This window comes from Deinococcus cellulosilyticus NBRC 106333 = KACC 11606 (genome assembly GCF_007990775.1).
Classification (GTDB): domain Bacteria; phylum Deinococcota; class Deinococci; order Deinococcales; family Deinococcaceae; genus Deinococcus_C; species Deinococcus_C cellulosilyticus.
Genome location: NZ_BJXB01000007.1, coordinates 36,124 through 57,151, shown reverse-complemented (window position 1 = coordinate 57,151; position 21,028 = coordinate 36,124). Strand labels below are relative to the sequence as shown.

The 21,028-nt window shown below is 57.6% G+C and carries 19 protein-coding genes; 14 read left to right on the top strand and 5 right to left on the bottom strand.

Features of this window, described 5'->3' with window-relative positions; genetic code table 11:
* The first annotated feature begins 4 nt into the window (after positions 1-4).
* The 8 genes from DC3_RS09265 (at position 5) to DC3_RS09230 (ending at position 6,793) form a co-directional block, all read left to right on the top strand.
* Positions 5-1,330, top strand: coding sequence for an ABC transporter substrate-binding protein (locus DC3_RS09265; protein WP_146884077.1), 1,326 nt, complete (start codon positions 5-7; stop codon positions 1,328-1,330).
* Positions 1,331-1,624: 294 nt separating this feature from the next.
* Positions 1,625-2,608: a carbohydrate ABC transporter permease gene (locus tag DC3_RS09260; protein WP_222594731.1), complete on the top strand. Its 984-nt coding sequence runs from the start codon at positions 1,625-1,627 to the stop codon at positions 2,606-2,608.
* Complete coding sequence (locus tag DC3_RS09255; RefSeq protein WP_222594730.1) at positions 2,608-3,486, top strand: carbohydrate ABC transporter permease; 879 nt, start codon at positions 2,608-2,610, stop codon at positions 3,484-3,486. The genes DC3_RS09260 and DC3_RS09255 overlap by 1 nt, the downstream gene beginning before the upstream one ends.
* Positions 3,487-3,678: 192 nt before the next feature.
* Positions 3,679-3,882, top strand: a complete 204-nt coding sequence (locus DC3_RS09250; protein WP_146884076.1) for a hypothetical protein — start codon at positions 3,679-3,681, stop codon at positions 3,880-3,882.
* A 255-nt stretch (positions 3,883-4,137) separates the two neighbouring features.
* Positions 4,138-5,133, top strand: a complete 996-nt coding sequence (locus DC3_RS09245; RefSeq protein WP_186815934.1) for a LacI family DNA-binding transcriptional regulator — start codon at positions 4,138-4,140, stop codon at positions 5,131-5,133.
* Positions 5,134-5,136: 3 nt separating this feature from the next.
* Positions 5,137-5,361: a hypothetical protein gene (locus DC3_RS09240; protein ID WP_146884074.1), complete on the top strand. Its 225-nt coding sequence runs from the start codon at positions 5,137-5,139 to the stop codon at positions 5,359-5,361.
* A gap of 61 nt (positions 5,362-5,422) precedes the next feature.
* On the top strand, positions 5,423-5,689 hold the full coding sequence (locus DC3_RS09235) for a hypothetical protein (RefSeq protein WP_146884073.1): 267 nt from the start codon (positions 5,423-5,425) through the stop codon (positions 5,687-5,689).
* Positions 5,690-5,872: 183 nt separating this feature from the next.
* Positions 5,873-6,793 (top strand): hypothetical protein, encoded by a 921-nt coding sequence (locus DC3_RS09230; protein WP_146884072.1) that lies wholly within the window; start codon positions 5,873-5,875, stop codon positions 6,791-6,793.
* 171 nt (positions 6,794-6,964) lie between these two features.
* On the opposite strand, the gene DC3_RS09225 is transcribed toward DC3_RS09230, so the two are convergent.
* Positions 6,965-7,153 carry a hypothetical protein gene (locus tag DC3_RS09225; RefSeq protein WP_146884071.1) on the bottom strand — a complete coding sequence of 63 codons (189 nt, stop codon included), beginning with the start codon at positions 7,151-7,153 and terminating at the stop codon, positions 6,965-6,967.
* Positions 7,154-7,267: 114 nt separating this feature from the next.
* Here DC3_RS09225 and DC3_RS09220 point away from each other — a divergent pair, with 114 nt between their 5' ends.
* The 3 genes from DC3_RS09220 to DC3_RS09210 all read left to right on the top strand — a co-directional run bounded on the left by DC3_RS09220 (position 7,268) and on the right by DC3_RS09210 (position 9,345).
* Entirely contained in the window at positions 7,268-7,939 is a 672-nt protein-coding gene (locus DC3_RS09220) for a hypothetical protein (RefSeq protein WP_146884070.1), read from the top strand.
* 20 nt (positions 7,940-7,959) lie between these two features.
* Positions 7,960-8,664 (top strand): hypothetical protein, encoded by a 705-nt coding sequence (locus tag DC3_RS09215; RefSeq protein ID WP_146884069.1) that lies wholly within the window; start codon positions 7,960-7,962, stop codon positions 8,662-8,664.
* 69 nt (positions 8,665-8,733) lie between these two features.
* Positions 8,734-9,345: a GNAT family N-acetyltransferase gene (locus DC3_RS09210; RefSeq protein WP_146884068.1), complete on the top strand. Its 612-nt coding sequence runs from the start codon at positions 8,734-8,736 to the stop codon at positions 9,343-9,345.
* On the opposite strand, the gene DC3_RS09205 is transcribed toward DC3_RS09210, so the two are convergent.
* The 3 genes from DC3_RS09205 to DC3_RS09195 form a co-directional block, all read right to left on the bottom strand.
* A complete protein-coding gene (locus DC3_RS09205) occupies positions 9,337-9,618 on the bottom strand; it encodes a hypothetical protein (RefSeq protein ID WP_146884067.1) in 282 nt (93 codons plus the stop codon). The two genes, DC3_RS09210 and DC3_RS09205, sit on opposite strands and share 9 nt — an antisense overlap.
* Positions 9,619-9,745: 127 nt before the next feature.
* A complete protein-coding gene (locus DC3_RS09200) occupies positions 9,746-10,402 on the bottom strand; it encodes a response regulator (RefSeq protein WP_146884066.1) in 657 nt (218 codons plus the stop codon).
* Positions 10,399-11,952 (bottom strand): ATP-binding protein, encoded by a 1,554-nt coding sequence (locus tag DC3_RS09195; RefSeq protein ID WP_186815933.1) that lies wholly within the window; start codon positions 11,950-11,952, stop codon positions 10,399-10,401. The genes DC3_RS09200 and DC3_RS09195 overlap by 4 nt, the downstream gene beginning before the upstream one ends.
* 307 nt (positions 11,953-12,259) lie before the next feature.
* Between DC3_RS09195 and DC3_RS09190 the strand changes: the two genes are divergently transcribed.
* The 3 genes from DC3_RS09190 (at position 12,260) to DC3_RS09180 (ending at position 18,023) form a co-directional block, all read left to right on the top strand.
* On the top strand, positions 12,260-13,555 hold the full coding sequence (locus tag DC3_RS09190) for a dicarboxylate/amino acid:cation symporter (protein ID WP_146884064.1): 1,296 nt from the start codon (positions 12,260-12,262) through the stop codon (positions 13,553-13,555).
* 246 nt (positions 13,556-13,801) lie between these two features.
* A complete protein-coding gene (locus tag DC3_RS09185; RefSeq protein ID WP_186815932.1) occupies positions 13,802-15,505 on the top strand; it encodes a GGDEF domain-containing protein in 1,704 nt (567 codons plus the stop codon).
* Positions 15,506-15,701: 196 nt separating this feature from the next.
* Positions 15,702-18,023, top strand: coding sequence for a carbohydrate-binding domain-containing protein (locus tag DC3_RS09180; protein WP_246130614.1), 2,322 nt, complete (start codon positions 15,702-15,704; stop codon positions 18,021-18,023).
* Between the two features lie 146 nt (positions 18,024-18,169).
* Here DC3_RS09180 and DC3_RS09175 read toward each other — a convergent pair whose 3' ends face one another.
* Positions 18,170-20,998 (bottom strand): AfsR/SARP family transcriptional regulator, encoded by a 2,829-nt coding sequence (locus DC3_RS09175; protein WP_146884062.1) that lies wholly within the window; start codon positions 20,996-20,998, stop codon positions 18,170-18,172.
* Positions 20,999-21,028: the final 30 nt, after the last annotated feature.

Below are 21,028 nucleotides of genomic sequence, written 5' to 3'. Positions count from 1 at the left end.
AAGCATGAATCAGCCCCTGAAACGCATCACCCAGGCCCTTTTCCTTGGTTCTCTGCTCGCTGGCACAGCTTATGGTGCAACTGGCGTGGAACAGAAAGCCTTCAATGTGGCGAAGTCCATCGTCAAAAACCAGAAACTGGGCGGCACTGTGTCGGTGTTCGCCGTGTGGACGGGCGTGGAGCAGGACAACTTCCTGAAGGCCCTCAAGCCCTTCACCGATGCCACTGGAATCAAAGTCGAGTACGAGGCCACCCGTGACATCAACGCCGTGCTGACCACCCGGGTGCAGGGTGGAAACGCGCCAGACGTGGCTGTGGTTCCCTCCATCAGCCTGCTGCAAGAGTGGGCAGAAGCGGGAAAACTCATTGACCTGGACGGCATCGTTGGCACCTCGACCCTGGAACGCAACTTCGGTGCGGGCTTCCTGGACCTCGGTGGGTACAAAAACAAAACCTACGGGCTCTTTGTCAATGCCGATGTGAAAGGTCTGGTCTGGTACAACGCCAGAACCTACAAAGGCCCCAAAAATCCCAAAAACTGGGATGAACTGGCAGCCTGGACCAGCAAAACTGCTGCTTCTGGCACGGCCCCCTGGTGTCTGGGTGTGGAATCCGGTGCAGCTTCAGGCTGGGTGGGCACCGACTGGATCGAGAACATCCTCCTGAGACAGAGCGGCCCGAAAGTCTACGACCAGTGGTATCAGGGCAAGCTCCCCTGGACCTCTGCAGAAGTGAAAGCCGCCTTCCAGACCTTCGGCAAGGTGGCAGGAGACGCAAAAATGGTGTATGGCGGGTCACCCAACGTCCTCTCCACCAACTTCGGAGATGCGGCCACCCCCATGTTCGGGAACAACCCCAGATGCTTCCTGCACCATCAGGCCTCCTTCATTCCCTCTTTCTTTGAGAAGAACACCCCCGGGGTCAAGGCCATCACCGACTACAACTTCTTCTCCTTCCCGGACATCAACCCCCAGTACGCCGGAACCATCGAGGTCAGTGGGGACATGCTGGGTGTGTTCAGAAAGACCCCCCAGACCACAGCCCTGATCAAATACCTCGCCACCCCGGAAGCCCAGGCCATCTGGCCCAGCCTGGGAGGAAAACTCTCCCCCAACAAGCGGGTGCCCCTCTCGGTGCTGCCCAACAAACTGGCGGTGGGCTTCCAGAAAACCCTCAACGGCGCAAAATCCGTGCGTTTTGATGCCTCCGACCTGATGCCCGACCAGATGAACAAGGCCTTCTGGAAATCCATCCTGGACTACGTGCAAAACCCCTCCAGACTCGACCAGATTCTGGGTGAGCTCGAACAGACCCGCAAAGCGGCGTACTGAAATCCTGAGCCAGGGTGGGGAAGACCTCACCCTGGTCTTGACTTCAACAGGGCAAGAGCAAAGTCCAGCCATGCGTATGGCATGGAGCGATCAGCGTTCAGCCATCAGCAAAAGAGGTCTTGATGCTTTTGCAACAGGCCACAAAAAGATTTCCATTGTGCTGAACAATCAAACCTCTGGTTTATGTGGCAGAAATGGACGCACCTGCGTTTTGGTGCTGACCGCTGAGGGCTGACGGCTTGCTGCAGCGACTTTGCACTCCCCCCCTGTTTACTTGAAGGAGCGACCTGAACCATGTGGGAAAAACTGACTTATGCTTTCGTGATGCCCGCCCTGATCCTGGCGGGAATCTGGCTGTACCTGCAGCTCACGGAGGCCCTCCTTGCCCGATTGCCACGCCGTACCCAGCCTGCCCTTCGCCCCTGGGTGTGGATGGCCCCTGCCCTGCTTTTGCTGCTGGTGATTGTGCTGTGGCCTGTGTTGCAGTCGGTGGTGCTCAGCTTTCAGAAGGTCAGCGGAGACCAGCTCAGCGGTCCCTTTGTGGGATTGCAGAATTACATCCGGGCCTTTACTGATACACAGATGCGTGGCTCGATGCTGAACAACCTCTACTGGATCATCTTCTTCACTGGATTCACCGTTGGCATTGGACTTGCGCTTGCCGTGCTGGTCAACCGGGTGCGCTTTGGTGGTCCAGTCAAGACCATCCTCTTCATGCCGATGGCAATTTCCTTTGTCGCCACAGGGGTGATCTGGCGCTTCATGTATGCCTACCGCCCCGAAGGCAGCCCCCAGATTGGCACCCTGAATGCCCTGATGACGGGCCTGTTTCAGCAGCCTCCTGTCACCTGGTTGTTGCAGCAACCCGGAAACAACATCGCCCTGATTGTGGTGGGGGTGTGGATGTTCACGGGGTTCTGTCTGGTGATCCTCAATGCCGGATTGCGCGGCCTTCCAGAAGAGGTGCATGAGGCCGCCCGGGTGGATGGGGCCAGTGAATGGCAGGTGTTCCGCAAAGTTACCGTTCCGCTTCTTGCCCCGACCATCTCGGTTGTTGCCACCACCATGGTTATCAACGCCCTGAAGATGTTCGACATTGTTTATGTGATGACGGCTGGCAACTACGGCACGGACGTGATCGCCAACCAGATCTACAAACAGCTCTACAGCAGCCGCGATCTGGGCATGGCCAGCACCCTCGCGGTGATCCTGCTGGTGTTCATCCTTCCTTTCATGGTGCAGAACGTGCGCCGCTTCCACGCCCAGGAGAACCGCTGATGATCGTCGAGAAGAAAGTGGCTCCGCCGCAAAATCCCCTGATGTCTGCCGCTGTGCTGCGGAGCCTCCCCACTTACGTGGTTCTGCTGATCACCTCGGTGATCTGGATGCTGCCCACCCTGGCCCTGCTGATCAGTTCTTTCAGGCCACAGGACAAAATCGCCAACACGGGCTGGTGGAGTTTCAACTTTGCCGAGCTGAACCTCGCCAATTATGAGGCGGTGCTGGCCGGAAACAACCTGGGAATGGCCTTCGTGAACAGCCTGTACCTCACCGTCCCGACCACAGTGCTCACCATTGCACTGGCCTCGCTGGCGGCTTATGCATTCTCCTGGATGCCCTTTAAAGGCAGCAACCTGCTTTTCACGGTGCTGGTGGCCCTCTCGGTGGTGCCCATCCAGATGTCTCTGGGTCCCACCCTGAAGCTGATGACCCTCACCCACCTGACCGGAACCTTCCCGGCGGTGTGGCTGGCACACACCGCTTATGGCCTGCCTTTCTCGATTTTCCTGATGCGCAATTTCTTCAGTGCCCTTCCAAAAGAGATGTTCGAGTCTGCGTATCTGGATGGGGCCTCTCCACTGGTGGCCTTCATGCGGCTGGCCCTGCCCACCGCTGTGCCTGCTCTGGCTTCACTGGCCATTTTCCAGTTCATGTGGGTGTGGAATGACCTTCTGGTGGCCCTGATCTTCCTGGGCGGCTCTCCTTCGGTGGCGGTGCTCCCGGTGGCGATTTCCAATCTGGTCGGACAGTATGGGGATGGCTGGCAACTGCTCACGGCTGCGGCATTCATCTCCATGTCCCTGCCGCTCCTCCTGTTTTTCAGCATGCAACGCTATTTTGTGCAGGGCATTTTGGCGGGTTCAGTCAAGGGTTGAACCAGAAAACCAGAGGTCACCGCTCCTCCTGTGGGAGCGGTTTTCTTTTGGACTTGAATCAAACTTCAACTGGTTTAATAAAAGCTGTTGACACTTCAAGGGCAGGCAGGCATACTGGAATCAATCTACGGTCCTGACAGGGCCAGAAGTGCCTTCCAAGAACCCTGCCCCATCCTCAAGGAGTGTCCTGCCGTGACTGACGCCCAGACCCTGCCCCATTACCCCCTGCTGGCCCACGTTCCTGTCCACCTTGCCACCGAAAGACAGCTGAAGATGCTGGGCCTCACCGCACAAGGCATCTGTGCCGTGGCCACCGTGAGCACCAGTGCCCATCCAGAACTGCCGCTGTACGTGATTGCTGAAGCGACCTGCAACTTTGCCCCCAGGGTGGCCTGAGAGCGGTCAGCTTTCAGCCATCAGCCGCCAGCAAAAGAAGATGGTGGGCTCTGGCAAAAAGCCAGAGTGTTGTGACTGTATGGACTGGACAGGATGTTCGTTGTTGAGCCGTCTCTTGATCAAGCACACCGGGGTTTTTTGAGCTGAAAGCTGACCGCTGACTGCTGATTGCCTTCGAGACCGACCCCGTCCCCAGAGCGCCTTTGAGCGCACCCTCCTTTCGGTCCTTCCAGAGATTTCAGGTACAGTATGGGTATGTCCAGGCCCACCATCTACGACGTGGCGGCCAGAGCGAAAGTCAGCGCTGCCACCGTCTCCAACGTTCTCAATGCCCCTGCACGGGTCAAGCCCGAAACCTTCAAGCGGGTGATGGCCGTCATTCACGAGATGAATTTTGTTCCCAAGGCCGAGGCCGTGACCTACGGGCGCAAGGGCTTCGGTTCCATTGGCGTGGTGGGAACCTTCACACAATATGCCTCTTTCAACCACAGGCTGGCCGGGGTGCTCGATGCCCTCAGGCTGGAGCCCTACAAAATCACCATTTTCGACCAGAAGGACCCACAGCGTGAAGGGGAGCACCTGGCAAAACTGCCCATCACCGGGCACCTCGATGGCCTGATCGTGATGTCCCTTCCCTTAAGTGAACAGGTCGCAGACCGCCTGCTGGGCCGCAACCTGCACACCGTGCTGATCGAAACCGACCACCCGGATTTCTCCAGTGTGGAGGTGGACAACCAGAAGGGAGGCCGTCTGGCCGCAGAGCACCTGATCTCCAAAGGCCGCAAGAAACTGGCCTTCATTGGAGAGCAGCAGTTTGCGGAATCCAACATCATCCTCAGCAGCCAGCGTCTGAAAGGCTACCGTGAAGCTCTGGAAGCCGCAGGCATTGGACTTCCAGATGAGTATGTCTCACTGGGAACTTTTGATGTCAAAGACGCCACCCGGCAAGCCATGGACCTGCTGCAACTCCCGGACCGTCCAGACGCCATTTTCTGCTACAGCGATTATCAGGCCGTCGGGGTGCTCAAAGCTGCAAAAGCCCTGGGCCTGAAAGTGCCAGACGATGTGGCCGTGATGGGCTTCGATGACATGGAGTTTGCAGATTACCTGGGCCTCACCACCATCAGCCAGTCGCTTTATGATTCGGGCCGGATTGCTGCAAAACTCCTGATGGAACGCATTGACCACCCTGAAGGCCCCACCCAGCAGGTGACTTTGCCTGTCAAGGTGATCCAGCGCGAAACCACCTGATCCATGACCGTGAGAATGCACCATGTGCGCCTGAAGGTTCCCATTCAGGAGGTGCGCCTCTGGACCCCGGATACGCTGTCCCTGTGGATTCAGCAGCATGTGGGAGAGGACGTGTATGTCAAACGGGAACAGAAGGACAGGCGTCTTTACCTGGTCATGGTGATTGCAGATGATGCAGGGCTTGAGCGGTTTCGAGAGGCCCTGCAAAAATCCTTTGAGCTTTTGTGACGCTCGTTGTTTTCTGGAGGACACAGAGGGCATCGGTCAGAATGTGTGCTTAAATCAGGACATGGCATTGTGGATGGTTTTTGCTTCGACCCTGATTGGTGCAGCATTGCTCCCATTTTTGAAGATCCCCACAAGCGAACAGCGCGGCTGGCTGTATTTCATGTGGGTGGTGGACCTCTTTTTGCTCAGTTATTTGAACAAGCACAATGGAGACAGTGGTGACGGGGTGGTGAACTATTACTTTTTCGCAAATCTTTTTCTGGAAGTGATGCTGGTGGCAACATCCATTCTGATTTTTGACTTTTTCAGCAAATTTTCCAGAAGGTAGGCTGGTCACTGGACTTCAGAACACAGGACAGAAAGAACGGAACTTTCAGTGCGGGTGTTCTGAAATCTCAGAGGGCAGAGAGGTCCCTCCTCTCCTGTCGAGTGTGCAGACCTCCTTCAACTTTCAGGACAATTCTGCACTGAAAGCTCAAATGGGCAAAACTGTGGCCAGAAGGAGGAAAACATGATCAAGCAAATGAAAATTGGCCTTCTGGGTTTGATGCTGCTCGGTGCAGTGAGCTGCAGCACCACCCCCAGTGTGACTCAGGACCCCCAGGTTGCTCCTGTGCAGGAAACAGGAGATGTGCAGCAGCAGGCGATCAGTGACCGCAACACCATCGTCAGTCGGGCACAGAACTGGGTGAATCAGGCGATTCCCTACAACCAGGGGGCCTGGTACCAGGGGTACCGTCAGGACTGCTCCGGGTTTGTCAGCATGGCCTGGGACATCGGGACTTCTGCCGTGACCAGCACCCTCAAGAATTACGCGGTCACCATCCTGAGGGACCAGTTGCAGCCCGGAGACGCCATCAACAACCAGGGCATTGGCAATGCCGGACATGTGGTGCTCTTCAAAGGCTGGCTGAATGCCGAACGCACCCGCTTTGTGGCCCTGGAGGAAAATGGAGGCTGGGGCAAGGCCGTGCAGACCAACCTGACCCTGGTGCGCAAAGGGGCAGGCTGGACCATCAAGGAATATGAAGCTTCTGCACCAGGGCCTTACGTGTTCCAGCGTTCCAAAGTCACCAGCAGCCCTGCCTGCGTGAATCAGGACAGAGGAGGCGGATGGGTCATGACTCCGGGTCAGAGCATCAGTGTGTGCAATGGCAAAGCCACCCTGACGTTGCAATGGGACGGCAATCTGGTGCTGTATGCTCCCGGAGGTGTGCCCCTGTGGAACGCGGGAACCGCAGGCAAGTCCGCCAAGAATCTGGTGATGCAATACGACGGGAACCTCGTGCTGTACGACACCTCAAACCGGGCGATCTGGACCACCAACACCGGCGGCAGACCCGGAGCATTCTTCGCCCTGCAGACCGATGCCAACATGGTGATCTACCACAACGGGGCGGCAGTGTGGAACTCGGGAACTTATCTGCCCTGAAGTGCATCCAATGCTGTGAGTGTGGATGATCCTGGGGTAAGGACGCCACACTGCACCAGGTGGGGGAATTGCGAATGGCCTGCTGATTTTCAGCAGGCCAGATTTTTTTGGCATGGGCACAGTCAAAAAAAATGCCGCCAGATCAAAATGGCGGCATCAACTCAAAACGGATCAGCACTGGTAAATGGGCAATGGGCGCACATCCAGCACAGGGCCTCCACCTTCAAGGGAGACCGGTTCGCCAGGGAAAGAAGCCGGACCCTGGGGACACGGAGACTGGGATTCTGGGGGGGTGGTGGCCTGAGCAGGAATGGCAGCCTGGAGCATCACAACGAACAATAAAGCCAATGCACGTTTCATGGTTCACCTCTTCAGACGGATTTGTGCTTGTGAGCAGATCGGTTCTGTCATCAGGGTAGAGAAGGTATACTTTCAGGGCAATGCCATTCTGAAAGTTCTACGGAGGCCCTGAACATGACCCCACAAGACTGGCTGACCATTCAGGATGAGGCTGCCGCCGCTTTTCTGGTCTCCCCGGAGGGCACACGATTTTTCCAGCCTTTTCTGGCCCAGGAGTGCACCATCAAAGAGCTCACCCAGCTTCTGGGATGCACCACATTGCAGGCCTACCGGGCTGTGGAAAACATGGAGAAACTGGGCCTGATCCGCCTCGTGGGCAGAATCCCCCGAAGGGGAAAGCCCCTCAAGGTGTACCGCTCGGTGGCAGACCATGTTTTTGTGCCCTTCAAATATGCCCCACACCACAGCTTCGAGGATTTGATGGTGTCCAGAGACAACACCTGGCGCGACCAGCTGTTTCAGGGGCTGGCCCACCAGATTTATCAGGCAGAGCGTGAAGACGGTCGGGACCTGGGGCTGCGTTTCATGCGGCATGAAGGGGTGGTTTACGTGGTTCAGGCCCTGGGGTCTGGTCAGGACGGTTCTCCCGGCCTGATGTCCCGTTTCCGTGGCCAGGACGCCCCGGCAGTGCGGGACGACTGGAGGCTGCTGAGCCTCACCCGGGCACAGGCCAAGGCCCTGCAGCAGGACATGCAAGAGCTCCTTGAAAAATACAGCCACCAGGACAGGGGAGAGGGGGCCAATTACGTTCTGCGGATGGCCCTGGCCCCCCACCGGGAGTCCTGATCCTGTACCATCAGAGAACCATGTCTGAGTCCCATTACGTTCCTGTCTTCAGCAAATTCACCTTCCGTGAAATGCTGGACCACGCCCCGAACCCCCTGATCGGGGTGATGGGGTTCATCCTGTCCAGATTCGGCATGATCAACGCCAGCGAAGGAAACCCTGCCCCCAATCCGGTTGCAGAAGACCTCGCTTCATTTGAGGACATTCCCGAGGAGTTCCAGCAGGGGGTTCAAAGCCTCAGCAGCAAGTTTGAGAAGATGGGGTTTGAGCTTCTCTCTTTCATGTACAACCCCCTTTATCCCTCTGTGGCAGGGGCCTACCTGCTGCACCAGAACAGACAGTGGATTGCATTTGTGGCTTATGCCAGAGCACCGCAGCTTCAGCCGGGTTCAAAGCTGTCCCACCGTGAAGTGTACTCCTTGCTGGGTTTTGCTCAGGACAAACAGTGTTACAGCGTCACCACGGCCCCTTTCATGCAGGTCCCGCATGTCTCCCGCATCTTTCTGAGGAATACCAGTGCCACCCAGGTGCTCAGAACCTTTGAGAAACACGTCCAGGGCAAGGTCCTGCAAAGCTTCCAGGGCTTGTCGGAGGTGCAAGAGGCGATGGATGAGATGTCCCAGAGGAGCCACCGGTATCTGGTGACCCGGGGCGTGAAAAAAGCTGTTCCTGCACCCGTAGACCCTGAGCCAGAAAGCAAAGAAGAGCAGGAAGACAGAACCTGACCACCACCCTTCTAGGCAGATGGGCCAGCAGAAGACCAGAGGCAGCAGATCCCCCTTTACCATGTGGACATGACCCAATGGTTGCAGGCCCCCACCCTGACTGGACGCACCCTGAGACTGGAACGGCTCACTGTAGATCATGCACCCGGCATCCTGGAACACATGGACGAGGACACCGGGCAGTACCTTTCCAGGGGGGGTCCGGCAGAATTGACGCTGGACTCACTTTCCCTGTACCTCAAAGAACTCATTGCCCTGCCCAACCGCGTGAACTGGGCGGTGGTGACCCATGGGGGTCAGGTGGCAGGCCGCATTTCCTACAGTGAGGTGCGCCCTGCAGACCGCTGGATGGAAATTGGCACCATGCTGACCGCACCTTTCCGGGGAACCTCGGTGAACCCCGAGGCCAAATTGCTCCTGATGGAGAGGGCGTTTGAGGTTCTGGGGGCCAACCGGGTGCACTTCAAGGTGGACAGCCGCAATGCCAGAAGCCTGCGGGCCATGGAAAAACTTGGTGCGGTTCGGGAAGGCACCCTCAGGCGGTATCAGGTGCGTCCGGATGGATATGCCAGGGACAGCGTGATGTTCAGTTTGCTGCCGGAAGAATGGCCTGAAGTGAAAGCCCGTCTGGAAGCCAGGGTGACGGCCTGGATCGAGGCAAACTCGGGCGTTTCAATCTGAAGCCTGTGCTGGAGTGAAAAAAGGCTTTGAGGCCAGAATGTCCTGCTGCCAGTGCCACAGGAGCCCTGCAGAAATCTCCCAGTGCTGGGCAAGGCGGAAAATCCAGACGGCTGTGAGGGGAAGTTGACCTGCAAGCACCTGTTTGAGGGGTTCTGGTCCGATCTGCAGGGTCTCGCAGAGGGTTTTCAGGGTGTCTCCCCTGGTGTGCATTTCGAGTTGCAGGTATCGGGCAAGGTCAAGTTGTGGGTCGTGAATGGCTGAAAGGTGACGCATGGGTTCCTGTCCGAAACGGATTATGTTGTGACTGAATAATGAGATCCGTTTTCTGTTATTCCTGATCCATTGTACATGATTCATCTCAGGAAAGAATCAGGACTTCCCCGCAGTTCAGCCCTGTGGCTCACCCCTTGCGCTGGTAGCGTTTGGTGGGACGGCCCACATTGCCATATTCTGGATGCACCTCCAGAAAACCCTGTTCCAGAAGGTGCTCCAGATACCTCCAGGCGGTGATCCTGCTGGTCCCAATGAAGCGGGCCACCTCGTCACTGGTCAGGGCAGCCTCGGGAGTGAACAGGTCCCGCACCCGTTGCAGGGTCACACCATCAATGCCTCTGGGGAGGGTCAGGGCGTGCTGTCCGAGCATCAACTGGTCGAGTTTGTGCTGGTTGAAATGGGTCTGCTCTTTTCCCTGCTGCCGCATCAGGAAACGTCCCAGTGCCTGATTCAGTCGGGCTTTTTCAAAAGGCTTCAACAGGTAGTCGGTGACCCCCAGATGAAGCCCTTGCTGCACGCTGCCAGAGTCGTTGGCACTGGTGATCAGGATCACCTCGGTGTGCACCCCCTGCTGGCGCAACTGTTGCAGCCAGTCCAGCCCTCGACCATCCGGCAGGTACACGTCCAGCAGGATCAGATCAGGTTCTAGGGACTGCAACAGAGCAGTGGCCTGTTTCAGGTTCTCTGCGTGGGCCACCACCACGAAAGCCTGATGCTGTTCGACCATCTCCCGGTGGATGCGGGCCACCCAGAAGTCATCTTCCACCAGCAAAACACGGTTCATGCTTTCTCCTGCAGATGGGGCAGATTCATCTGAAAGACGGTGTGCCCTTCCCTCTGAAAGTGGGTGATGTTGCCACCGAGGGCTTCCACCTGTCTTTTCACCTCAAAGAGCCCGATGCCTCGCTCTTTTCCACGGGTGGATGCCCCCTGTTCAAAAATCCAGGCGTGGTGCTCTGCTGGAATGCCTGGTCCGTTGTCGGTCACTTCGATTTGCAGTCCATCTGGATCTTCACCGATCAGCACACCCACTGAGCCCCTTTCCTGATTTGAGAGGGCTTCAAAACTGTTGTTGATCAAATTGCCGAGCACCGTAACAATCAGGTCTGCCTGCTCGGCCCAGTGTTCTGGAAGCAGGCTGTCCGGGTGCACTTCAAATCCCAGCCCCAGTTCCCGTGCCCGTTCCCCCTTGCCCAGCAGCAAAGCAGCCACTTTCGGAACAGAAATCTGGGAAATTCGGCTGAGGTGTTGCTGGTTGAGGCGTGTTTCCTGCTGGATCACCTGCAGGGCCTCCTGGTGGTGCCCGAGTTGCAGCAGGCCAGAGATGGTGTGCAGGCGGTTGTTGAACTCGTGGGTCTGGGCGCGCAGCAGTCCACTGTATTCCTCAACGCGGGTGAGTTTCTCGATCATCCGCATGAATTCTGCCCGGTTCTGGAAGGTCAGGACGGCGCTGTTTTCGGCCATCGGTTGCACGTTCACCAGCATGGGGGTGCCGTTCAGGGAAAGGGGAAGGTGCGCCACCTGCTGATCGGCCCAGCGGTCTGCTTCGGGCCACGCTGCCAGAAGGGGCAAACCTGCCTGAACCCCTGGGAGGTGCTGCTGGGCCTGGCTGTTCCACAGCACCACCCTGCCGTTTTGCAGCACCAGAACCCCTTCCTCCATGGCTTCCAGCACGGTGCGGTGCTGGGTGAGCAACAGGGAAATCTGTTCGGGTTCCAGCTGAAACATCAGGCGTTTGATGCGGTGACTGATCCAGTGTGCCCCCAGCAGGGCCAGCAGCACGGCCACCCCTGCACCCAGCAGCAGGCTCTGACCGACTTTCAGAGAAACCAGCTGAATTTTGGGCAGCAGAAACCCCACACTCGCCAGTCCCAGGATCTGGTGGTCTTCTGAAAAGATGGGCACTTTGGCTCGAATCGACACCCCCAGGGTCCCTGTGGTGGTCTCGATGATGCTCCTGCCGAGCTCCAGAGGTTCAATGTAGTCCCCGCCCACCATGTGTTTCCCGATGTTCTCAGGGTTGGGGTGGGTCAGGCGGATGCCGTTTTGATTGGTGATGACCACGTAATCGGCCTGCAGGTTTTTCTGCCAGTCCAGGGCAAGTTTTTGCAAACCAGAAGTCTGGTTTTGCAATGCAGAAACCACCCTTGGATCACTGGCGATCATTCCTGAGACCAGCAGGGAGCGCTCTCCGTACTGCTCTTTCACATAGCGGTACATCAGGACGCTCTGCAGCATCAACAGCAGGCCCAGAATCACCATGAACAGCACCAGTTGCAGCCAGAACATCCTTCTGCGGATGCTTCCGGTCTGACGGGTGCGCAGAGCAGTCATCGCATCCAGCAGCGGGCCAACTTGTGTGGCAGGGGAGAGGGGGACATTCATCGGGGTTCTTTCTGGACTGTACGGGTTTTGCAGGGGCAAGACAAGGGTTTTTGTTCATTGTGTTCATTGTGTTGATCAGAGGTGAACACAAGACGCAGCGCCAGATCAAAGCCTCTCTTCAGGTTTTGTTGAACTGCAGCAGGATTCTGGCCTTTGATGTCCCTGCCCATCAAAAATTCGTATAGACAGGTGATTTTTCCCTCCTGGTGGGACAAATATCCTCACAGGTATCCACAACCTTTGAACGGAGGCAACCATGCGCTTCATACGTACCCTGTACGGTCAGGTGATTCTGGCCATTGTTTTAGGCATTCTGCTCGGCTTCTTTCTCCCCAACCTGGGGGCCAGTCTCAAACCGCTCGGAGACGCTTTTGTCCGTCTGGTGAAGATGGTCATCACCCCCATTGTCTTCTGTACGGTGGTGCTTGGTATTGCGGGCATGAAAGATGTGAAGAAGGTTGGCCGCGTGGGCGTCAAAGCCATCCTGTACTTCGAGGTCATCACCACTTTCGCCCTGCTGATCGGTCTGGTGGTGGTGAATGTGCTGAAACCCGGAGCAGGCATGAATGTCAACGCCGCCACCCTGGACACCTCCAGCATCAGCAAGTACACCGAAAACGACACCGCACACCAGAGCATTGCGGATTTCCTGATCAACATCATCCCCAACAACCCCATTGACGCTTTTGCGCAGGGGAACATGCTGCAGGTGCTGTTCCTGGCGGTTGTGTTCAGCTTTGCCATCACCCAGGCGGGGAAATACGGTGAGGCCTTTCTGGGCTGGCTTGAAAATGTGATGCAGATTTTCTTCAAGATGGTCAACAGCATCATGAAATTCGCCCCCATCGGTGCCTTCGGAGCGATGGCCTTCACCATCGGCAAATACGGGGTGGGCAGCCTGGCAAGTCTTGGTTTCCTGATGGTGTCTTTCTACCTCACCTGTGCAGTGTTCGTCTTTGTGGTGCTGGGTCTGGTGGCCCGCATGTACGGATTCAACCTGATGAAGTTCCTGCGATACATCCGCGATGAACTGCTTCTGGTGCTGGGAACAAGCAGCAGCGAGAGCGCCCTGCCCCGCCTGATGCGCAAAATGGAACACCTGGGATGCTCCAAGTCCGTGGTTGGACTGGTGGTGCCCACCGGGTACTCCTTCAACCTCGATGGGACCAGCATCTACCTGACCATGGCCGCCGTGTTCATTGCCCAGGCCACCAACACCCACCTGGACCTCACCCATCAACTGACCCTGCTGGCCGTGCTGCTTCTGACCAGCAAAGGTGCCGCTGGAGTGACCGGGAGCGGTTTCATCACCCTGGCCGCCACCCTCACCAGCCTTCCTGCCATTCCGCTTGCAGGTCTTGCCCTGATTGTCGGGATTGACCGTTTCATGAGCGAAGCCCGCGCCATCGTGAACTTTATTGGGAACGGTGTGGCGACCCTGGTCATCAGCAAATGGGAGAATGAAATCGACCTGGAACGCGCAAAAGACGTTCTGGATGACAAGATTCCCTACACCCATCATGAGCCAGCGCTGGACATCAAGCACACCTGAACATCCGGACCAGCACCTTCTACAGACAGGCTTCCGTTATGGGAGGCCTGTTTTCTGCTGGGAACCCTTTTGCTCTGAAAACGTTAGAGTGAACACCAACGTCAATAAAACTGTGCACAATTGTGTAAAAAAAGTAAGGAATTCCAATACCTTCACCTGTGAAACAGCGTTATATAGGATGGGATCAGGGAAGTCCCGGAGGTCATATTGAAGGTCGCCTGAGGGATGCCATGGAACACACTGTCTATGAATGATTTTTTCGAGCGCCACCAGAACACCATCCTGTGGACCCTGCTGCTGATGGTCTTGCTGGGCATGATGTTTGCAGCGAGCCTGAAAAGCCAGGCCACCTGGATTGTGCCTGCCACGGCACTGCTTCTGGGTCTGGTCAGTGTGCGCCTTCCGCGTCCCTGGTCTTTAGGGGCAATCGGCATGCTCCTCTGGGGCCTGGGAGAGGCTTCCTGGGTGCTGGAAGGCCAGAAACAGGTCCTCTTGCCCATCGCAGACACCCTGTACATCCTGGGTTACTTCGTCTGGTATTACATGTTCAGCAAGGTCAGCAACACCCGGCCTCCCCGTCTGGTGCTGTTTCTCACGGTGCCGATGCTGGGTCTTGCCGTGTGGGTGCTGTTCGCCACTCCCATCAACAGCATTGCAAAACTCTATCCTGTGCTGGACTGCCTGCTGCTGCTGGCTGCTGCACCTGCAGCCCAGGCTTTTCTGGAAGGCAAAGCCCCCCTTTCACGTGCAGTCTGGCTGATCGCTTTCCACGGTTTTGTGCTGATTGACACGCTGTACGGCCTGCAGCGCAACAACGCCTCATGGTCCATGACCAGCATTGACAACCTTGCTTATGCGCTGCTGTACCTGACCACCGGCCTGGGTCTTCTGCTGGAAGCCACCAGCAGGAAAACCGATGTCAAACCCCTGGTGCTCGCTGTTTTCCTGATTGTTGCTCTGCGTTTTCTGGTGCGTCTGGATGACGCGCAGACCCTGCTGATGCAGGTGATCTCCTGGATGTTCTTTTACGTGACCTTTGCGGCCCTCACGGGGATGGTGGTCAGTTTCATGAACCACCAGAGGCTTTCCCACCTGCGCTACCGCCATCACCTGAGCACCCTCAAAGCCGTGCTGGTGCCCTACCAGCAGCAACTGGCCAGTGGACAGCCGTCCCGCACCGAATTGGAGACGGCCCTGATTGCCCTGCAACAGCACCTCCCTGGACTTTACGGGGCAAGAATTCTGGGTGGACTGGAATTCCACTGGGGGGTGATGGGTGGGCATCCTGTGAAACAGAATTTCACCCTTCCTGAAAGTGGTGAGGTCACCGTGCAACTGCATCTGGCAGATCCCAACGACACCGAACAGGCAGAGGCTGCTCTCGATGCCATGGAGCATCTGCTGTACCTTGCCGATCACCAGAGGGTCTTCACCCGGCAGGTGAACACCGATCCCCTGACCCACCTGCTGAACCGCCGGTCTGCCGAGCAGGAACTTGACCGGATTTTTCAACAATCCACCATGGAAAACACCCCCATCACGGTGGCAATGCTGGATCTGGACCGTTTCAAACGCATCAACGACACCTACGGACACGCCACAGGGGACCAGGTGCTTGTCGGGTTTGCCCGGTTCCTGCAGGGCCAACTGCGCAGCCACGACCTGATCTTTCGCTGGGGTGGAGAGGAATTCCTGCTGGTGTTCCCACAGCTCTGTCCGGTGGGCGTGGGTGAGGTGCTGGAACGCCTGCGTGCCTCTCTGAAGGAAAGAGGGCCCCTCCATGACGACCTGCATGTGACTTTTTCAGCTGGCGTTTATGGGGGCATCCCCGAAGGATCAGGCTGCGCCACGAAGTGGATTGAAAAGGCCGATCATCACCTGCTGCAGGCCAAAGACTCGGGCCGCAACCGCACCGTGGGAGAAGTGCAGCCACCAGACCGGAAGAACTGACATCAGCTGCCTGCAGGAGCCCGATTGGTCGCCATTGGTCGCCTGAACCTACCATGTTCTGGAAGGCAACAGAGACCATATTTCAGGAGACACGGCAGCAGTGTGTCTGGAGTGCTTTTTCAGGGTCCTCCAGGCGTTGAAGGCCACACCTGTCCTCCTGAGGGGCCCTTGTTGCACCTTCAGGAGGTTCAATCCCATGATGCCAACCCCTTCAAAAGTCCTGCCTGCCAGTGTGCTGCTGATGGTCTCCCTGCTGACCAGCTCCTGTAATCTGTTCCAGCCACCTGCACCCAACTGCACCCCCAAGACCACCGGAGCCACCGTTCCAGCAGGGGACTACGATCCTGCAGCAAGTGAAAAAGCCTTCCCGGACCTGCTGACCACAGCTGCCCGCAAACCCTCACAGGCCGGAGCCCTGCAACTCGTGCAGCAAGACTGCATGGTTACGCTGGCAGACAGCAGCGGCAAACCCATCCAGCTTCGTGGCATGAGCACCCACGGCCTGCAATGGTACCCGGAAATCGTCAATGACAATGCCTTCAAGGCCCTGGCCAACGACTGGGGGTCCAATGTCTTCCGTCTGGCCCTGTACGTCGGAGAAGGGGGATACGCCACCAAACCCGAACTGAAACAAAAAGTCATTGAAGGCATTGATTTTGCCATTGCCAACGACATGTACGTGATTGTGGACTGGCACGTGCATGCCCCTGGCGACCCCAACGCAGACGTGTACACCAATGCCAAACCGCTGGAGTTCTTCAAGTCCATCGCCCAGAAGTACCCCAACAACAAGCACATCATTTACGAGGTCGCCAACGAACCCAACCCCGGTCAGGCTCCAGGGGTCAGCAATGACGCTGAAGGCTGGAAGAAGATCAAGTCCTACGCAGAGCCCATCATCAAGATGCTGCGGGACCTGGGCAACAAGAACATCGTGATTGTCGGGACCCCCAACTGGAGCCAGCGCCCGGATCTGGCTGCCGACAACCCCATCAAAGACAGTGCCACCCTTTACACTGTGCACTTCTACACCGGCACCCACATGCCCTCCACCAACCTGGCAGACCGGGGCAACGTGATGAGCAATGCCCGTTACGCCCTGGAGCACGGTGTGGGCGTGTTCTCCACCGAGTGGGGGGTCAGCGAGGCCAGCGGAAACAACGGACCTTTCCTCAAAGAAGCCGACGTCTGGCTGCAGTTCCTCAACAAACACAACATCAGCTGGGTCAACTGGTCTCTCACCAACAAGGCCGAGACTTCTGCAGCCTTCCTGCCGTTCCCCAACCAGACCAGCCTTGATCCCGGGGCAGACAGGCTGTGGACCCCCAGCGAGCTCACCCTGTCCGGGGAATACGTTCGGGCGCGCATCAAAGGGACCAAATACCAGCCCATTGACCGCACTGCCTTCACTGAGGTGGCCTTCAATTTTGACAACGACACCACCCAGGGTTTTGCCCTGAACCCGGACAGTGGAGTCAAAGGGATCACGGTCAGCGCAGAGAACAAGATGCTGAAACTCAGCCCCCTGAGCGGAAGCAATGACGTTTCAGCAGGCAACTTCTGGGCCAACGCGCGCTTCTCTGCAGATGGAACCAGCCAGCATCCCAACCTGCGGGGTGCGAAGAGCATGAGCATGGATGTGTATGTGCCTGCCCCCACCAAAGTCTCCGTGGCCGCTGTGCCCCAGAGCAGCAAGGATGGCTGGACCAACCCTGCGCGTGCTGTGATCGTGAACGCAGACCAGTTTGTGAAACAGGCAGATGGCAAGTACAAAGCCACCGTCACCCTGTCTGACGAAGATGCTCCCAACCTGAAACTCATTGCCGAAGATGAGACCGACAATGTGCTCTCGAACCTGATCCTCTTCATTGGCACCGAGAGCCAGGAAGCCAATGACACCGTGTGGATCGACAACATCACCTTCTCTGGGGACCGTGTGGTGGTCCCTGTGGAACATGATCCCATCGGCACCGCCACCCTGCCCTCCACATTTGAAGACAGCACCCGCCAGGGCTGGGACTGGGCCGGAGAATCTGGCGTTAAAACTGCACTGAAGATCCAGACCGCCAATGCGTCAAAAGCCCTGTCCTGGGATGTCATCTACCCTGATGTGAAACCTGCCGATGGCTGGGCCTCTGCTCCCCGTCTGGTGCTGGAGAAATCCAACCTTACCCGCGGTGCCAACAAGTACCTCGCTTTCGACCTGTACCTGAAGCCAGATCGGGCCAGCAAAGGGACCCTCTCCGTCAACCTGGCTTTTGGTCCTCCGAGCCTGGGGTACTGGGCACAGGCCAGCGAGAACGTCGACATCGACTTGACCACGCTGGGGGCCATGACCAAAACTGCCGATGGACTGTACCGCATTGCAGGGAAATTCGATCTGGACAAGATCAATGACAACAAGGTGATTGCTGCAGACACTGTTCTGGGCAAAATCACCCTGGTGGTCGCCGATGTGAACAGCGATTACGCCGGGAAGATGTTCCTGGACAACGTGCGTTTCACCAACGAACCCTGAAGCCTGAACCGTCTGCCTCAAGAAAACCAGTGGGTTCAGCCACTGGTTTTCTTTGTTGTTCCCTTCCAGTTCACCGCAAAATCCCTGAGAAGCATGGTGAGGTTTCAACCCACTCTGGCGGTTGCACCTGACCCACCTGCAGCGGGTCAGTCCAGCCTGAGAAGGTACTCGTACTGCTGCTGGGCCTCAAGCGCCGCGTGATGTTGCCCGGTCTGGCGAAGCAGCATCACGCATTTCTGGTGGGCTTCTTCGTGGAGAGGATCTTGCTCCAGCACCTTTTTGTAAGCTGCGAGGGCCAGCAGTGGGTTGCTGGTCTGGTGCACCTCACCGAGCTTCAACCCCAGATCCATGGCCGCGAAGTGAAGCTGCTCCCTGACCCCATCTGTCCAGGGACGGTCCAGTGCGGGCATCCAGCGTCCTGAAAACCTCAGAAGGATCTCCTGCACCTGCTGCAGATCGGTGCTGTGCTGCAGGAACAGAAACTCCCGCACATCCAGCCGCACCTGCAGTTTTTCATGGATCTGGTAGCACAGACCATCAAATGAAATGGGGTTGATGTCCGGGACCACCTGCGCAAATGCTTTCCTCAGTTCTGCCAGGGCCACATGCAAGTACTTGCGTTCCTTCTGCCCCCAGGGTTCACCCCACATTCCCTCCATCAATTCCGGCAGGGTGGACGCACCATGCCAGGCCAGCCAGAGCAGCACCTCCTGGGCTTTTTTCAGTGGAATTCGGATGGGCTGACCCTGGACCCGGGCCGCAAACCCTCCAAAAGTCTGCAGGTGCAGGGTGTGCGTGCCCTGCATGGTGGGAGACTGCTGCAGGTGGGGCAGGAAACGCTCGGCATGCCAGCGGCGCGACACCCAGATCCCATACACCTCCTGCAGGTGAGACGCTTCATCCCTGAGGAGGGCGTCTGTTTCCATGTGTTCCAGCGTCTGCATCAGGGGGTCGAGGTCTGACGCCAGGGCCTCACCCTGCCGGGTCCGGGCAGCAGCCCAGTACAGCTGAACCATCGGGAGGCTGCGAAGTCTGCCCTGAAGCAGGACATTCCAGAGGTCCAGACCCTCTGCATCCTGCTGGTTCCAGCTCAGCAAAGCCCTGAGAAGCAGGTGTTCCTGGTCAGGAGGGTCCTCATTCACCGGCTGGGTTTCCTGGACCAGCGTTTGCAGGGCCTGCGCTTCACCCAGCTGGTGGTGGGTGAAGCCCTGCAAATGAATCAGCATTCGCCGGGTCCTGAGGTGTTCTGGCAGATCCTCCTTGCAGAGCAGCAGACCTGTGCTGATGCTTTTTCTGGCCTCGCTCACATCGTGGCGGTCGCAGTGCACCACTGCCCTGAGTGCGTGAATCCAGCCCAAGCGCCCGGGAAAGGCCTGTTCTGTGAGCCGCTGAAGTTCATCAAGCAGCTTCAGGGCCTGCATGCTCCTGCCAGTCGCAGACAGGGCCCGGACCCACGCTCCACCCACGGTGAAGGTTGCCCGGGGAAGGTTCAGGTCCCTGGAAAGGCGGGTGGCCTCTTCCAGGGAACCCAGCGCCTCCTTCCACATTCCGTCTTGCGTTTGCAGCTGTCCCAGAGCGTACAGCAGCCCAAGAACATCCTCAGGTCGCTGGTCCCTGCGGGCCGATTCCATTTCGTGGTTCAGTTGCGGGATGAATGGGGTCCCCTGACCGAGCAGGGCAGCAGACAGGGCTTTGACCCTCAGGGCAGGACAGCGTTCCTCTGGTGTGCTGGCCCGTTCCAGGGCGTGGGTGGCGAAGGTCAGGGCGTGGGTGGCCTCTTCATTTTGCAGGTGGTGGCCTGCCAGCAAAAGCAGGTCTTCGAATTCCAGTTGATTCCTCTCAAAAAGCTGCAGGTAAAGCCTGTGCGCCTCAGGGGTGACTTCCCTGACAGAGAGACAGCGGGCCAGAGCAAGACGCAGGGCAGGGGAAAGGATCTGCTCTGGAAGTTGCCTGAGCAATTCTTCAATCAGGCTCCAGCGTCCAGACACCTGCAATGCAGGAACAAGGCGGTCTGCGAGTTCTGCAGCAGCCGTGAGATTGCCACCCTGCACCTGATGCCTGAAGGCCTGGAACAGATTCCCACGGGCCAGCGCAAGCAGGGCAGCCCGGTCGTGCAGGCTCTGGTGCAGGGCAGGGTCCGTTTTCAGAATGCCATTCAGGGTCTGCTGCAGCACAGGATGAGGACGGATCGGGCCGTGGATTTCCTGGGTGAGGGGAAACCCGGCCTGCAAAAGACGGACGGTCCACCCTGCAGCAAGTTCCGGGATCAACTGGGCAAGGGTGCCCTCCTCCCACACCTGCACAACAGAAAGACCGGGGAGAAAGGCGGCAAGGTCTCCGGGCAGGTTTTCGAGCACTTCAGTCAACATGGCCGAGGTGTCTTTTGACGGGGTGGCTCCATAAGACACCAGAGACACCCGCATGGGGCAACCCTCCAGCATTTTGTGAATTCCAGCAGGATCTTGCAACTGGGGCCGGTGGGCCAGCAACTCCACGGACTCCTGAAGCGAAAAAACCAGATCCTCAGCCCTCACGACCAGCAACTGTCCGGCCTGCAGGAGGTTCTGGAGGTCCTGCTCAGGCAGCGCTGGCCCGGCGGTGAACAGGCGAAAATCAGCAGGGGCTTCCCGGACCAGATGTGCCAGATATGCAAACACCTCCGGGCGGAAATGGTTGGTGGGGTCGATCACGAGGGTCACCCCGGAAAGCCTTTCTGCGAGGGCTGGACCGCTGCCCGGAAGGCGGATTTCCAGGGTGTTGATCAGGGCATGCAGGTCCAGGAAAGGATCATCGGCAGAAATCCACACCACCGGCGTGCTTTTTCGGGTGGCCATCTGGCCCAGAAAGGTGGTTTTGCCGTAACCTGCTGGAGCGATCAAAGCCACCCATTTCGCCAGTGTGTTTTCCACCTGGTCATGCAGGTGGGGTCGCTCGATCTCACGGGGCAGTTTTCGTGGAATGGTGGCAGCAGGCATCTCTTTGACCCTCCGGGTCAGGTGAATCAG

What these genes read in the sequence shown, in the direction of transcription:
- DC3_RS09200 (WP_146884066.1), bottom strand. Translation starts at nt 10,402, where the DNA reads ATGAACCGTGTTTTGCTGGTGGAAGATGACTTCTGGGTGGCCCGCATC.
- DC3_RS09175 (WP_146884062.1), bottom strand. Translation starts at nt 20,998, where the DNA reads ATGCCTGCTGCCACCATTCCACGAAAACTGCCCCGTGAGATCGAGCGA.
- DC3_RS09210 (WP_146884068.1), top strand. Translation starts at nt 8,734, where the DNA reads ATGACCCAATGGTTGCAGGCCCCCACCCTGACTGGACGCACCCTGAGA.
- DC3_RS09190 (WP_146884064.1), top strand. Translation starts at nt 12,260, where the DNA reads ATGCGCTTCATACGTACCCTGTACGGTCAGGTGATTCTGGCCATTGTT.
- DC3_RS09195 (WP_186815933.1), bottom strand. Translation starts at nt 11,952, where the DNA reads ATGACTGCTCTGCGCACCCGTCAGACCGGAAGCATCCGCAGAAGGATG.
- DC3_RS09180 (WP_246130614.1), top strand. Translation starts at nt 15,702, where the DNA reads ATGATGCCAACCCCTTCAAAAGTCCTGCCTGCCAGTGTGCTGCTGATG.
- DC3_RS09240 (WP_146884074.1), top strand. Translation starts at nt 5,137, where the DNA reads ATGACCGTGAGAATGCACCATGTGCGCCTGAAGGTTCCCATTCAGGAG.
- DC3_RS09230 (WP_146884072.1), top strand. Translation starts at nt 5,873, where the DNA reads ATGATCAAGCAAATGAAAATTGGCCTTCTGGGTTTGATGCTGCTCGGT.
- DC3_RS09215 (WP_146884069.1), top strand. Translation starts at nt 7,960, where the DNA reads ATGTCTGAGTCCCATTACGTTCCTGTCTTCAGCAAATTCACCTTCCGT.
- DC3_RS09220 (WP_146884070.1), top strand. Translation starts at nt 7,268, where the DNA reads ATGACCCCACAAGACTGGCTGACCATTCAGGATGAGGCTGCCGCCGCT.
- DC3_RS09235 (WP_146884073.1), top strand. Translation starts at nt 5,423, where the DNA reads ATGGCATTGTGGATGGTTTTTGCTTCGACCCTGATTGGTGCAGCATTG.
- DC3_RS09225 (WP_146884071.1), bottom strand. Translation starts at nt 7,153, where the DNA reads ATGAAACGTGCATTGGCTTTATTGTTCGTTGTGATGCTCCAGGCTGCC.
- DC3_RS09265 (WP_146884077.1), top strand. Translation starts at nt 5, where the DNA reads ATGAATCAGCCCCTGAAACGCATCACCCAGGCCCTTTTCCTTGGTTCT.
- DC3_RS09185 (WP_186815932.1), top strand. Translation starts at nt 13,802, where the DNA reads ATGAATGATTTTTTCGAGCGCCACCAGAACACCATCCTGTGGACCCTG.
- DC3_RS09245 (WP_186815934.1), top strand. Translation starts at nt 4,138, where the DNA reads ATGTCCAGGCCCACCATCTACGACGTGGCGGCCAGAGCGAAAGTCAGC.
- DC3_RS09205 (WP_146884067.1), bottom strand. Translation starts at nt 9,618, where the DNA reads ATGCGTCACCTTTCAGCCATTCACGACCCACAACTTGACCTTGCCCGA.
- DC3_RS09255 (WP_222594730.1), top strand. Translation starts at nt 2,608, where the DNA reads ATGATCGTCGAGAAGAAAGTGGCTCCGCCGCAAAATCCCCTGATGTCT.
- DC3_RS09260 (WP_222594731.1), top strand. Translation starts at nt 1,625, where the DNA reads ATGTGGGAAAAACTGACTTATGCTTTCGTGATGCCCGCCCTGATCCTG.